The sequence below is a fragment of the Streptococcus sp. HMSC062D07 genome (assembly GCF_001814215.1).
In the GTDB taxonomy this organism is placed as follows: Bacteria; Bacillota; Bacilli; order Lactobacillales; family Streptococcaceae; genus Streptococcus; species Streptococcus infantis_I.
This window is the reverse complement of record NZ_KV815330.1, coordinates 148,691-162,936: the sequence shown is the minus strand read 5'-3', so window position 1 is coordinate 162,936 and position 14,246 is coordinate 148,691. Positions and strand designations below refer to the sequence as shown.

9 protein-coding genes and 1 pseudogene are annotated in these 14,246 nt (G+C 38.9%); 9 read left to right on the top strand and 1 reads right to left on the bottom strand.

Annotated elements, in window-relative coordinates:
- Nucleotides 1–458, top strand: a pseudogene (locus HMPREF2957_RS05675) (N-acetylmuramoyl-L-alanine amidase family protein); the annotation flags it as partial.
- Between the two features lie 116 nt (nucleotides 459–574).
- Here HMPREF2957_RS05675 and HMPREF2957_RS05670 read toward each other — a convergent pair.
- Nucleotides 575–2,053 (bottom strand): oligosaccharide flippase family protein, encoded by a 1,479-nt coding sequence (locus HMPREF2957_RS05670; protein ID WP_070678031.1) that lies wholly within the window; start codon nucleotides 2,051–2,053, stop codon nucleotides 575–577.
- 124 nt (nucleotides 2,054–2,177) lie between these two features.
- On the opposite strand from HMPREF2957_RS05670, the gene mecA reads away from it, so the two are divergent.
- The 8 genes from mecA to HMPREF2957_RS09395 all read left to right on the top strand — a co-directional run.
- Complete coding sequence (mecA, locus tag HMPREF2957_RS05665) at nucleotides 2,178–2,915, top strand: adaptor protein MecA (RefSeq protein WP_070678029.1); 738 nt, start codon at nucleotides 2,178–2,180, stop codon at nucleotides 2,913–2,915.
- Nucleotides 2,916–3,059: 144 nt separating this feature from the next.
- Nucleotides 3,060–3,623 (top strand): TIGR01440 family protein, encoded by a 564-nt coding sequence (locus tag HMPREF2957_RS05660; protein ID WP_070678025.1) that lies wholly within the window; start codon nucleotides 3,060–3,062, stop codon nucleotides 3,621–3,623.
- 1 nt (nucleotide 3,624) lies between these two features.
- The gene (locus HMPREF2957_RS05655; protein WP_070678024.1) at nucleotides 3,625–9,438 is read left to right on the top strand and encodes a ZmpA/ZmpB/ZmpC family metallo-endopeptidase; all 5,814 of its coding nucleotides are present in this window, start codon (nucleotides 3,625–3,627) and stop codon (nucleotides 9,436–9,438) included.
- 158 nt (nucleotides 9,439–9,596) lie between these two features.
- Entirely contained in the window at nucleotides 9,597–10,157 is a 561-nt protein-coding gene (locus HMPREF2957_RS05650; protein ID WP_070678041.1) for a TlpA family protein disulfide reductase, read from the top strand.
- Between the two features lie 9 nt (nucleotides 10,158–10,166).
- Entirely contained in the window at nucleotides 10,167–11,282 is a 1,116-nt protein-coding gene (gene msrB / locus HMPREF2957_RS05645) for a peptide-methionine (R)-S-oxide reductase MsrB (RefSeq protein WP_070678022.1), read from the top strand.
- Nucleotides 11,283–11,354: 72 nt separating this feature from the next.
- Complete coding sequence (gene pabB, locus HMPREF2957_RS05640; RefSeq protein ID WP_070678020.1) at nucleotides 11,355–13,076, top strand: aminodeoxychorismate synthase component I; 1,722 nt, start codon at nucleotides 11,355–11,357, stop codon at nucleotides 13,074–13,076.
- Nucleotides 13,077–13,694: an alpha/beta fold hydrolase gene (locus HMPREF2957_RS05635; protein ID WP_070678018.1), complete on the top strand. Its 618-nt coding sequence runs from the start codon at nucleotides 13,077–13,079 to the stop codon at nucleotides 13,692–13,694.
- A gap of 49 nt (nucleotides 13,695–13,743) precedes the next feature.
- A partial coding sequence (locus HMPREF2957_RS09395; RefSeq protein WP_261674147.1) for an excalibur calcium-binding domain-containing protein occupies nucleotides 13,744–14,246 on the top strand: 503 nt, incomplete at its 3' end.

Here is a 14,246-nt window from a genome sequence, read left to right as displayed (position 1 = left end):
GCTATTATCTAAATGCAAGTGGAGCTATGCAAACGGGCTGGAAGTGGTTCGATGACTCATACAGATTCTTTACAAATAGTGGAGCGATGAAGACAGGTTGGCTCAAAGAAAATGGACTTTGGTACTATCTAGATAAGGATGGTATCATGCAAACAGGCCTTCAAGAGATAAATGGGGCACGCTATTACCTCAATGCAAGTGGTGCCATGGAAACTGGCTGGAAACAACTGAATGGTAACTGGTACTATTTCCAAACAAATGGTTCTCTCCTAAGAAATGGAACAAGTCCTGACGGGTACAAGCTCAATGCAGATGGAATTTGGACGACTGTTACAACCGAGGAAACAACTCAGGAACAAACTGTGGCAAGAAGTCAGGGGCATATTTTCGAAACAACAGAAGTTGAGAGAACTCAACAAACAGAAAGCTTATCTGTTACATCTGAGGAAAAAAATTAATCTACTGAACCTAAAACACAAGCGAGCTAAGAATAGAATTAAGTTTCTAACTGATTTTTAATTAATTTTTTCTACAATAAAAACACCTATAAAGCTTAAGCTTTATAGGTGTTTTGTTAACTTCGTTTGATTTTTGCACGAACTAGATCTAGTGCATAGTGAAGGGTTTTATCCTTAATGATAAAGAGAGCGAAAGCATAATAGATTGCACATCCGGCAATTGTAGATGCCACCATGCTGAGCATAGCCATATTCACTGTGTATGAATGAACTTGGAAGAGAATTTTACAGATATAGTAAATTGGAATAAAGCCTAGTGACACAATTGTGTAGCGAGCTAATGTTCCAAAAATTTCTTTCAAATCCAAGAGTTTATGTTTCTGAATAAAGCGGATTTCAAGTAGAACCACAATTGCCTCAGCAATAATCGTTGTCCCGATGTAGTAGGCAGGAGTAAAGATGTTGTTGAAAAGGAGTAGAGAGTTTAGGATGACATTGACACCGCCCCCCATAAAGTAGAAAGCTGTTAATCGGTTTTCATGGTCATTGATAAAGATAATTTGCTTTCCAAGGATTAATTCGATAGCCCAGATAATGGTTCGAAAGGCAAAGACGCTTGTTACAATTCCTGCTTCTATATATTTCTCAGAAGAGTAAATAACAGTCGCATAGGTTCCTAAAACCATGATTCCGATACTAGTCGGAATCATGAGGAAGAAAAAGAGAGATGCACCTTGGTTGACCAGATACTTATAAGAATGAAAATCTTTTTTTCCTAAGTAGTAACCAAGTCGAGGAATGCTGACATTGATAGCTCCACTCAGGACACTAGCAATCAGCATAACAATACTTGAAGCAATAGTGTAGTAGGAGATGTAATTCTCATCAGGTCCTTTGGTAATGAACATACGGTCTAGCAAGGTGTAGAGCATATTGGCATTTGCTAGAAGCAACATGGTTAGAAGAGGCTTAGATGCTTTGATGAGTTCAATAACTTCGATCTTGACAAAGGAAACTTCTCGTTTAATCCATAGGAAGCTGAGTAGATAGTTGATAATGGTTGTTGCACTCATGATTGTAGCATAAGGAACAATATCATCAGGTGTCCTAACGAAAGCGAAGATAGCGACTAACATTCCAATACGAATCACGAGTGTTTTATAAAGGATAAAAGAATAATTCTCATAGGCTTCATTCATCCATTCGATATTCAGAAATTGGAAGAGGGCTTGGATTCCAAGGATATAGTAAAGAATTTTTAGATTGACAATACTAGTATCAAAATAAATAAAGAGGAAATAGATAGCTGTTGTTACAACTGAAGTAATGAGCGAAATATAGAACAACTTAGAAAAGACATAATTAATCTTATTTTTGTCATCCTTTACTTTACTAATTGCTCGAATTCCATAATTGTAAATCCCAAAGGCAGCTAGTGGAATGACAAAGCTCGCCCAGGTGTTAGCTGTGTTAAAGTAGCCGTAATTTGATTTACTAAGAATCCGTGTTAGATAGGGATTAGTAATCAGGGGAAAAACGATGTTTAAAATATTGACCAGCAAGCTAGCCAAAGCATTAACTTTTATATTTTTCATGAAACTTTCTTTCTTACATTCTAAAATAGATACTAGTATTATATCACATTCCAACGCCATTCTTTTGATAAAATCATTTAAATCTTGTATAATAGATAGAACTGAAAGTATGAGGTTACGAACTATGAAAATGAAACAAATCAGTGATACAACTTTAAAAATCACGATGTCTTTAGAAGATTTGATGGATCGTGGAATGGAAATCGCAGACTTTCTCGTTCCACAAGAAAAAACAGAAGAGTTTTTCTATGCTATTTTGGATGAGTTAGAAATGCCAGACAGCTTTTTGGATACAGGTATGCTTAGTTTCCGAGTGACACCTAAACCTGATAAGGTCGATGTCTTTGTGACCAAGTCTAAGATTGACCAAAATTTGGATTTTGAGGATTTGGCAGACCTTCCCGACATGGATGAACTAGCAAAAATGTCTCCAGATGAGTTCTTGAAAACATTGGAAAAAACCATGGCAGAGAAAACTAAAGAAGACATTGAAGCTATCCAATCTCTAGAGCAGGTTGAAAAAGAGGAAGAAGCGGCGATTGATGAAATTGCTGAGGTGGATGAAGGGAAAAGAGAACCTTATATCTACTACATCCTACGCTTTGACGACTTAACTAGTTTGGTTTCTTTTGCGAAAACAGTTGATTACCAAATGGAGACTTCAGAACTTTACAAAATGAACGACCAATACTATCTAACAGTCTTGGTTGATGTAGAAGATCATCCAAGTCTTTATCCAGCTTGGTTATTGGCTCGCATGCGTGAATTTGCAGATGATAGTGATATCAGCCGTTCAGTCCTCCAAGAATACGGTCAAATCATCATCAATCACGATGCCGTCCAAGGACTCCAAAAAGTATAAATAGAATTATAAATGAGACAGAGATGGACATTCTCTGTCTTTTTTGGTTATAAAATAGATGAGTCAACAGAACGTGGACTATGTCCCTAGCTTGCTAAAATGATGAAAAAACGATATCATAGAAAGGAGTAAGTGAGGTAAAGTATGGACCAAGGACAATTACAAAAAGAGGTAGAGGAAATCCTAGAAGATGTATTAGCAAAAGCTTCTCTCCATGAGGGAGCTCTCTTTGTTTTGGGCTTATCTTCCAGTGAGGTGATAGGAGGACACATCGGGAAAGCCTCTAGTCAAGAAATTGGAGAATTAATTGTTAAAAGAATCTTAGAAATCTTATCAGCTAGAGGAATCCACCTAGCAGTTCAGGGATGTGAACATGTCAATCGGGCCTTGGTAGTAGAACGAGAGGTTGCAATCAAATACAATCTTGAGATTGTTAGTGTTCTTCCGACACTGAACGCTGGAGGATCAGGGCAATTGGCGGCCTTTCGCTATATGAAAGACCCAGTTGAGGTCGAATTTATCAAAGCTGATGCAGGACTCGATATTGGAGATACGGCTATTGGGATGCATATCAAACATGTTCAAGTACCGATACGTCCAGTTTTGAGATCAATCGGCCAAGCCCACGTAACTGCCCTCGCTAATCGTCCCAAGCTTATTGGAGGGGCGCGTGCCCAATACCCACAAGATGCTATTAGGAAATTGTAAAATGGAAAAGAAACATATTGAAAAGGTTATAAAATATTCTATTAGAAAGTTCTCTGTTGGAGTCGGTTCTGCTGTTATCGGAGCCGTACTTTTCGGTGCTAACAACCTCTTGCTTGATCCAGTAGTGGCTAATGAAGTTTGTGAGCCAAATCAGGTACACTATCGTTATTTAGCAGAGCAAGAGCTAACAGAAGCTGAAAAGGCCCTTATTCATAAGGAACTTCCTTCTGATTTAAAACAAGATGATGTTGTTTATCTTGTTTACCGAAGGAAAGCCACTATTTCTCAGGAATTACCAAAAACTGGAAGTAAAGAGCTAGGTCTCGTTGGTTTTGGCTTTGCGACAGCTGCATTAGCTGTACTAGTGTTCTCTAAGAAGCGACCTAATAAGATAGCAGGTATTCTTTTTATTGGTGCACTTGGAGGTAGCTACTTCATTCCTCAGACTATTCAAGCTTTTGAAAATCAAATTCTTTTATCTTATAACCAAACAATTTCTGCTTGTAGTCAAGAAGATTTAGCCAACGGAGTTATTCAGATTGATGGATATGACTACATTGGTTACTTCAAAGAAGCTGATTTGAAGGTTTCAATGCCTGAAAATAATCAAGGCAATAACTTGATTACAGATAAAGTGACACAAGAAGCTCGTGAAGGCGAATCACTTGTTCAACCAGAGCTTCCAACCTACAGCGAAGAGACTACAACTACAGCAACACAGGGAGAAACTCAAGGAAGCGAATCTCTCGTTCAGCCAGAACCTCCTGTTCATACAAGTGAAGAAACAACAGAGAGCACCCAAGAAGAAGCTCCTATTGGTGAATCCCCTGTCAAACCAGAGTCTCCAGCCCAACCAGAGAATAGTACAGCTAAGGGTACTCAAGAAGAAGGTCATGTAGGCGAATCTCCAATCCAACCGGAATTACCAGCCTATACAGGAGAAGTAACAGCCAAGGGCACTCAAGAAGAAGGTCATGTAGGCGAATCTCTTGTTCAGGAAGAACTTCCAGCCTATACAGGAGAAGTAACTGATAAAGGAACTCAAGAAGAAGGTCATGTAGGTGAATCTCCAATCCAACCTGAACTCCCAGCCTATACAGGAGAAGTAACAGCCAAGGGTACTCAGGAAGAAGGTCATGTAGGCGAATCTCTAATCCAACCGAAACTCCCAGCCTATACAGATGAAGTAACAGCTAAGGGCACTCAAGAAGAAGGACACGAAGGTGAACCTCTCATTCAACCGAGCTTGCCAGAATACAATGTGACTGAGTCAACTGTGACTGAAACAGAAACTGTTACAATTCCATATTCTACAGAATACCTATCGGATTCTAATCGCTATACAGACGAAGAAAGTGTTGTTCAAAAGGGTGAAGTTGGTAGTCAACTCATACATCGTGTCTATAAAACTGTAGATGGGGAGAAAGTTGGCGAAGCTATCACCACTAGTACGGAAGTTGTTAAAGCTCCTGTAGCTGAAAAAATCAGTCGCGGAACCAAAGCAATTGAAGGCCAAACCGAAGAAGTTTCTGTTGAAGAAGTTCCTTTTAAAACGATAACGGAACAAGATTCTAGTCTACTCAAGGGAACTGAAACAGTTGCTCAGGTTGGTAAGAATGGTAAGAAGAAAATTACTAAAGTCTACAAGACTATCAAGGGTGTGAAAACTGCAGATGCACCTACTGTTTCAGAAGAAGTTCTTGAACAGGCACAAGACCACATTATCAAAAAAGGTACTAAGGAATTAGAAAAACCTACTCTAACATTAACTAAAGTTGATACAGAAGAATTGAATCGAAGTGCAAATGCAACTTATAGCCTTAAAAAACCAGATGGAGTGACTATCAAATCTATTCAAGCAGTGTTGAAAAAAGGCGATCAAGTTATTAAGACATTTGCTATTTCAGAGTCTAATCTTGCGACAGCTTTAGCTGATTTAGATTATTACAAGGATTATACACTTGCAACGACCATGGTGTATGATCGTGGTAATGGTGACGAGGAAGAAGTTCTTAAGGAAGAACCATTGAGAATCGACCTTAAAAAAGTTGAAGTCAAAAATATTAAGGAAACAAGCTTAATCAGTGTGGATGACCAAGGTAATGAGACTGATACTAGTCTCTTGTCCGAGAAACCATCGAATGTTAAGCCATACTACTTAAAAGTTACGACTTACGATAACAAGGTTACGAAACTAGCTGTTGATAAAATCGAAGAAGTTACTGTAGATGGAGATAAACTATACAAGGTAACTGCAAAAGCACCAGATTTGATTCAACGTACTGCAGAAAATCGTTTCACTGAAGAGTATGTACACTATTTGCCTAAACCAAAAGCTCATGAAGGTGATGTGTATTACGACTTTTATGAACTTGTAAAAGCTATGCAAGCAAATCCTACTGGTACCTTTAAGCTTGGTAGCAATATGAATGCTAATAATGTACCACCGGCTGGCAAATCTTATGTAACCAATGCCTTTAAAGGTTCATTAGGAAGTACTGATGGTAATAAATTTGCTATTCATAATATCACTAGACCATTATTTGGAAACATTGAAGGTGGTTCTGTTAAGGATCTCTTACTGGAAAATGTCAATATTGATATGCCTGGAGTTGATCGAGTAGCTCCAATCGCAGGTGTTATCAAAAACAATGCAACTATTGAAAATGTCAAAGCAACCGGAAGTGTTGTTGGTAACAATGATGTAGCTGGTATTATCAATAAAATTGATGGTAGTGGAAAAGTAAGTAATGTCGCCTTTATCGGTAAACTTCACGCTGCTGGCAATAGAGGAGGCTATTTAGCTGGTATTCTTGGTGAAAACTGGAAGGGTGTTGTTGAGAAAGCATACGTTGATGCTGAGATCACTGGTAATAAAGCAAAAGCTGCAGGACTAGTCTATTCGTCTCAAAATGGTGCTAATAACTACACGGTCGGTTCAGAAGGGGTCCTAAGAAATTCAGTTGCTAAAGGTTCTATCGAACTGAAAGAAGCCGTTCAGTCTGGTGGATTGCTGGGTACTAACTGGGCCTTAGGTACTATTGAAGACAACATCACTATGATGAAAGTCAAAACAGGTGAGATGGTGTTTGGTCATTCAGATATTGATGCTGACGACTACTTCACATATTCAAGAACCAAACGTAATTATAGTGTTGATGACGTGAGTGAAGGTAAAAAATCCTTTAACAATTCACGTAAAATTCCAAGTATCTCACTGGAAGAAGCCGAGAAGAAAATTAAAGCAATGGGGATCACTGCTGATAAATTTACCAGCAGCAAACCTATTGAAGACAAGCTTAATAACAGTCTAAACAAAGACGATCAGTACAAAGCAATTGATAGTTATGATGCAACTCGTGAGCTAGCTTACCGTAATATTGCAAAACTTCAACCTTTCTATAATAAAGAGTGGATTGTAGACCAAGGTAATAAATTAGCTGCAGGAAGTCCTCTCTTGACTAAAGAAGTATTGTCTGTAACTGCTATGAAAGGCAATACCTTTGTTACGGAATTAGCTGATGCTGATCATATTATGATCCACTATGCAGATAAGACAAAAGATATCTTTACCATTTCACCTAAAGATTCAAAAGTGAAACAAGTGAAAGAGTACGGTATTGCAGAACTTGGTGAAGTTTTTTATACTCCGAATATGGTTGACAAGGACCGTAGTGATCTCATCAATGCTATTGTTGAAAAATTGAGTCCTGTGGAATTACAATCTGACCCAATCTACACGCACCTTGGTAGAACTGGTCCAAACAAAGTTAATGCTATTAAGAACCTTTATCTTGAAGAGACCTTCAAAGAAGTTAAGGATAATCTTACTAAATTTGTGAAACAGTTGGTTGAAAATGAGGATCATCAATTAAACACAGATGAAGCTGCTAAACGTGCTTTGATCAAGAAAATTGATGATAACAAGGCAGCGGTTCTCCTTGGCCTATCTTACCTTAACCGTTATTACGGAGTGAAGTTTGATGATTTCAATATCAAGCAACTCATGTTGTTCAAGCCAGACTTCTATGGTAAGAATGTAAGTGTATTAGACCGTTTGATTGAAATTGGTTCAAAAGAAGATTATGTCAAAGGAACTCGTACACACGATGCCTTCCGTGAAGTAGTTGCTAAAAATACTCTTTCTGGCAACCTAAATGACTTCCTGAAATATAACATGGAGCTCTTTACAAAAGATACAGACTTGAATGATTGGTTTATAAAAGCAACTAAAGATAATGTCTATATCGTGGAACCAAAAACAACAAATCCTGATTTTGCTGATAAGAAACATAGAGCTTACGAAGGCTTAAATAACGATATGCATGGCAAGATGATTTTACCACTCTTGAACTTAAAAGATGCCCATATGTTCTTGATTTCAACATATAATACCATGGCCTACAGTTCATTTGAAAAGTATGGTAAGAACACTGAAGCAGAGCGTAATGCCTTCAAAGCTGAAATTGATAAGGTTGCTAAAGGACAACAGAATTACCTAGATTTCTGGTCACGTCTATCTCTAGATAAAGTACGTAATCAGCTCTTGAAGAGCAATAATATGGTTCCAACACCTGTACTGGACAACCAGAATTATAAAGGCATTAGTACTGATCGTTATGGCCATACAAACAGTGGTAAAGATGTGGCGCCTATCCGTGAATTGTATGGACCTACAGACCGTTACCATGCGACTGATTGGCGTATGGGAGCTGTGGCTCGCGTTTATGCGAATCCATATAAGGATGATTCTGTCTTCTTTATGGTGACGGACATGATTAGTGATTTTGGGGTATCTGCCTTTACTCATGAAACAACTCACGTCAATGACCGAATGGTATACCTAGGTGGCTCAAGACACCGTGAAGGAACGGATCTTGAAGCATTTGCTCAAGGAATGTTACAAACTCCGTCAGTATCAAATCCAAATGGTGAGTACAAAGCCCTAGGTCTCAACATGGCTTATGAACGTCCAAACGATGGAAATCAATGGTATAACACCAATCCAAATGACCTTAAATCACGTGACGAAATTGATCGTTACATGAAGGGATATAATGACACTCTCATGCTTCTAGATTATCTTGAAGGAGAAGCTGTCCTCAATAAAGCAAATCAAGATTTAAACAATGCTTGGTTCAAGAAGGTCGATAAGCAATACCGAGGAAATAACACCAAGAACCAATTCGACAAGGTTCGACCTTTAAGTGATGAGGAAAAAGCTATTCCTTTACATACAGTAAATGATCTCATTACCAACAACTTTATGACCAATCGTGGTCCAGGTAATAGAGTTTATAATCCATCTGACTTTGATTCTGCTTATGTGAATGTTCCAATGATGACCGGTATCTATGGTGGTAATACCAGTGAAGGTGCTCCTGGAGCTATGTCATTCAAACATAATACTTTTAGAATCTGGGGTTACTATGGCTACGAAAAAGGCTTACTAAACTATGCTTCTAACATGCTAAAAGCTGAATCTAAAAAAGCTGGTAAAGATACTCTAGGTGATGACTTCATCATTAACAAGATTTCTGAAGGAAAATTCAACAATCTCGAAGATTGGAAGAAAGCTTACTTCGAAGAAGTAGTGAATAACGCTAAAAATGGAATTCAATCTATTGAAATCGATGGTAAAACATACAATAGCTATGAAGACTTGAAGCGTGCATTTGCTGAAGCAGTTGATAAAGATAAGACCACTCTAAGTAATGGTTCTGTCAAATTTGACAACACCGTATCACTTAAAGAAAAACTCTTTAAGAAACTTCTTCAACAAACAGATAGCTTTAAAACTTCTATCTTTAAATAATCAATTGACTCTCACCTGCTTAGCAGGTGGGAGTTTTTTGTGCAAGAAAAGATGCCTTATTTTCCAAGCAGATTTCAAGTATTTTTAGTCCGCTAGTTATATAATAGAGATATAATACAATATCTATATTCATATGATGAACGAGAAAGGTGATGAAGATGAAAAAATGGCAAACATCTGTATTGGTCTGTGCTAGTTTGCTTTGTCTATCGGCTTGTAAAAATCAGTCAGCAAACCAGGCTGATAATCAGAGTGGAGACAAACAAGGGCAAGTTAGCTCTCAAATGGCAAAACAAGGGGAAGAAGTTCCAGACTTTGAGCTCACTGGAGTTGATGGTAAAACTTATCGTCTATCAGATTACAAAGGCAAAAAAGTCTATCTCAAATTTTGGGCATCTTGGTGCTCTATTTGTCTAGCCAGCCTCCCTGATACAGATGAGCTGGCTAAAGAAGAAAGTGATGACTATATCATCTTGACAGTGATTTCTCCTGGTCAAAAAGGGGAACAAGCAGAAGAAGCCTTCCAAAAATGGTATCAAGGATTGGACTATAAAAATCTCCCTGTCCTTCTAGACCCTTCGGGACAACTTTTAGCGAGTTACGGAGTTCGTTCTTATCCGACTCAGGCCTTTATTGATAAAGAAGGTAAACTAGTTAAGACCCAGCCAGGCTTTATGGACAAGGAAACTATTTTAGAGAATTTAAAGACTATGAATTAGAGGATTATTATGAATGATAAATTAAAAACAATACTCTTAATTGGAGTGATCATTTGCATCATCATCGGAATTTTGTTTCTTTTGGAAAGAAGAAGCGCTAGCTACACCGATACCTCTCAAATTGAGAAGGCAGCAGTTAGTCAAGGGCAAAAAGTCACGAAAAAAACTGAGCCAAGTAAAGATGCTGACTTACATGAAATCTATCTAGCGGGAGGCTGTTTCTGGGGAGTTGAAGAGTATTTTTCAAGAGTAGCAGGTGTGACAGATGCTGTTTCTGGCTATGCGAATGGCAGAGGAGAAACAACCCAGTATGAATTGATCGGCCAAACAGGCCATGCTGAGACTGTTCATGTGACCTACGATGCCAATCAAATTTCTCTAAAAGAAATCTTGCTCCATTATTTCCGCATTATCAATCCAATCAGTAAGAATAAGCAGGGAAATGATGTGGGAACTCAGTACAGAACAGGAGTCTACTATAAGGACGAGCAGGACCTAGAAGTCATCAATCAAGTCTTTGATCAAGTTTCTAAGAAATACGAGCAACCTCTAGCGGTTGAAAAGGAAGCCTTAAGTAATTTTATCGTGGCTGAAGACTACCACCAAGATTATCTCCAGAAAAATCCAAATGGATATTGCCATATCAATGTCAATCAAGCAGCCTATCCTGTTATTGATGCGAGTAAATATCCAAAACCGAGTGACGATGAATTGAAAAAACTCCTCTCTCCTGAGGAATATGCAGTGACTCAAAATAGTCAAACAGAACGGGCCTTTTCAAATCGTTACTGGGATAAATTTGAAGCAGGTATTTATGTGGATGTAGCAACAGGTGAACCTCTCTTTTCTTCGAAAGATAAATTTGAATCGGGCTGTGGTTGGCCAAGTTTTACCCAGCCTATCAGTCCAGATGTTGCGACCTACAAGGAAGACAAGTCTTATAATATGGTCAGAACAGAAGTCAGAAGCCGAACTGGTGATTCCCACTTAGGACATGTCTTTACAGACGGACCTCAGGACAAGGGAGGTCTACGCTATTGTATCAATAGTCTATCCATCCGCTTTATTCCGAAGGATCAAATGGAAGAAAAAGGTTATGGTTATTTGTTGGATTATGTTGAGTAAGTTTTCTCAACCATATTAGTTAAAAAGCCAGATCTCCTGTTTGGGGTCTGGCTTTTATGGTATACTTAGGATATGCATAGAAAAACAGTGATTGATTTTAGGGCTTTGGGCGAGAGATACACCTTTACCAAGCCTATCAAAGAGTTAAAAACCAGAGATTTAGCAGAAGTGACAGACTTACTGGCACAAGTGGAAAGCTACCAAGAACAGGGCTATTATGTGGTGGGTTATGTCAGCTATGAGGCTGCACCTGCTTTTGATGAGAAGTTAGCGGTTCACGAGGGTCCCTTGTTAGGAGAGTATCTCCTCTATTTCACTATTCATGATAGTGTAGAAAAATCCAGTATCCCTCTGACTTATGAGGAGGTGGATTTGCCATCAGACTGGCAGGAAGTAACATCTCCAGAGGCCTATGAAATGGCGATTACGCAAATTCACCATCATTTAAGACAAGGAGATACCTATCAGGTCAATTATACTGTCCAACTCAAGCAGGAGTTGTCTACAAATCCTTTTGCTATCTATAATCGTATGGTGGTGGAGCAGGAAGCGGGATATAATGCTTACGTAGAGCATGATGATATGGCAGTGATTTCCATGAGTCCAGAACTCTTTTTTGAGCAAAATGGTCGTGAGTTGACGACTCGTCCTATGAAGGGGACGACTAAACGTGGTCTGACTGACGATGAAGACTTGAAAGAGGCCACTTGGCTGGAACAGGATCCCAAAAATCGTTCAGAAAACATGATGATAGTAGACCTCTTGCGAAATGATATGAATCGTATTTCTGAGGTTGGTAGTGAGCATGTGGAGCATTTATGCCAAGTAGAGCAGTATTCTACAGTGTGGCAGATGACTTCGACTATCAAGAGTCAGTTACGACCGGATGTTGATCTAGTAGAAATCTTCCGTTCGCTCTTTCCATGTGGCTCCATCACAGGAGCTCCCAAGATAGCGACCATGGAAATTATCAAAAACTTGGAACCACAAGCTAGAGGAGTTTACTGTGGAACTGTTGGCCTCCTACTTCCCAATGGACGACGGATTTTCAATGTAGCTATTCGAACTATTCAACTGCATGGAGGGCAAGCTATCTATGGTGTCGGAGGTGGCATCACTTGGGATAGTACTTGGGAGTCAGAATACCGTGAAGTCCATCAAAAGGCAGCTGTTCTTTACCGAAAACAACCTCGTTTTAAATTGATTACGACAGGGAAAATCAGCCAGAAAAAATTGCTCTTTGAAAAGCAACATCTAGAAAGATTGAAAAAGGCTAGTCGTTATTTTGCCTTTCCATTTGACCAAGAAGTTTTGAAACAAAAAATAGAGAAGGAGTACCAGTCTTGTGGCGTCCATCAAGATTATCGGATACGAATCAGTCTCAGCAAATCTGGAGAGATTGAAATTGAACGACAAGTATTGACAACGCTTAGCTCTAGTTTTTGTCAGGCCAAGCTTTGTCAGCAAGAAGCTGATTTGGAGCAGGCCTTTACCTACTTTAAGACGACACACCGACCACATTTGACAGTGGGAGAGCAGGAAATCATCTATCACACTGCTGATGGAAAATTACTTGAAACCTCTATTGGGAATCTGGTCTTAAAAATGGATGGCAAGCTCTATACACCTCCTAGTCAGCTAGGTCTTTTACCAGGAATTTATCGCCAGCATTTACTTGAAATCGGGCAGCTGGAAGAGAGGGTCTTAACCATAGAAGATTTGAAGCAAGCAGAAGTCATCTATGGCTGTAATGCAGTGAGAGGCTTGTATGAGTTGTCAGTAAAGGAGGACTAAATGAAACTAATATTTTTACACGGTTTAGGACAGTCAGCATATAGTTGGAAAGAAGTTCAGGATTTTCTTGCAGATTATCCCTCTGAAGACCTAGAGTTATTCCCTTCCGGAGTTGCTACCTACCAAGAAGCTAAGGAGCGCATTTATCAGCACTTGTCAGAGGAGACAGAACCTTTTGTCTTAATCGGTTTGTCCTTAGGGGCTGCACTTGCATTGGAGCTTTCAAGTTCTGATATATCAAATCTTCAGGCCTTGGTTTTGTCAGGCTGTCCACTGAAACTAGCGGGTAACATTCCTTTTTATATTCAGTTGCTGATATTTAAATTGCTTCCCAAAAGGATATTTGAGAAACAGGGAGCAGATAAGGCTCTTATGGTTGGAGTTTCTGAGGAATTAAAGACACTTGATTTAAGAGAGATTGCAAGGAATTGTCCCTATCCAAGCTTGTTAATTTGTGGTAGTCAGGATAAGCCTAATCTCAGTTCAATGAAAGCTATTCAAGAACTGATGCAAAATTCCCAGTTCCAGATTATCCCTGACGGCCCTCATATCTTGAATAGGGCAAAACCAAAAGAGTTTGCAGAAATAACTAGAAGTTTTCTTGAATTGCTGAAATAAGTTTGATAAAATAATATCAAGATTAATTTTATAATTTTAGGAGGAAATCATGAACAAACGTTATTTATTAAAACTTGGTCTAGCTTCTTTACCTGCTCTAGCTTTGTTTTTACATCCAGTTGTGGCAGATGAAAGTATCCATTTTTCAAGCTGTAAGGAAGCTTGGGAGAATGGTTATGCAGATATTCATAAGGGAGAACCAGGGTATTCTGCTACCCTAGATAAGGACCATGATGGGATAGCCTGTGAATCTAAGAATGCACCAAAAGGAGTGTTAAAAGAGAAAAAGACGAGTGCATCTCAAGCTAACAATAATGTGTCATCTGATAGTGTAGCATCAAAGAGTGAAGAGCCTACTTCTAGTGTAGCAACTGTGAGTGGCTGGGTTCGTCAAAATGGGTCTTGGTACTATTTTTCTAAAAATGGAAAACCAGTAACAAATACTTGGCAGGGTGCTTACTACCTCAAATCAGATGGAAGAATGGCTGAGAACGAGTGGGTATACGATAACTATTACCAAGCCTGGTATTACCTCAAATCAGATGGTTCATA

Bases quoted from the DNA above. Each gene is read 5' to 3' on its own strand.
- pabB (WP_070678020.1), top strand. From the start codon at position 11,355: ATGCATAGAAAAACAGTGATTGATTTTAGGGCTTTGGGCGAGAGATAC.
- HMPREF2957_RS05670 (WP_070678031.1), bottom strand. From the start codon at position 2,053: ATGAAAAATATAAAAGTTAATGCTTTGGCTAGCTTGCTGGTCAATATT.
- msrB (WP_070678022.1), top strand. From the start codon at position 10,167: ATGAATGATAAATTAAAAACAATACTCTTAATTGGAGTGATCATTTGC.
- HMPREF2957_RS05635 (WP_070678018.1), top strand. From the start codon at position 13,077: ATGAAACTAATATTTTTACACGGTTTAGGACAGTCAGCATATAGTTGG.
- HMPREF2957_RS05655 (WP_070678024.1), top strand. From the start codon at position 3,625: ATGGAAAAGAAACATATTGAAAAGGTTATAAAATATTCTATTAGAAAG.
- HMPREF2957_RS05660 (WP_070678025.1), top strand. From the start codon at position 3,060: ATGGACCAAGGACAATTACAAAAAGAGGTAGAGGAAATCCTAGAAGAT.
- mecA (WP_070678029.1), top strand. From the start codon at position 2,178: ATGAAAATGAAACAAATCAGTGATACAACTTTAAAAATCACGATGTCT.
- HMPREF2957_RS05650 (WP_070678041.1), top strand. From the start codon at position 9,597: ATGAAAAAATGGCAAACATCTGTATTGGTCTGTGCTAGTTTGCTTTGT.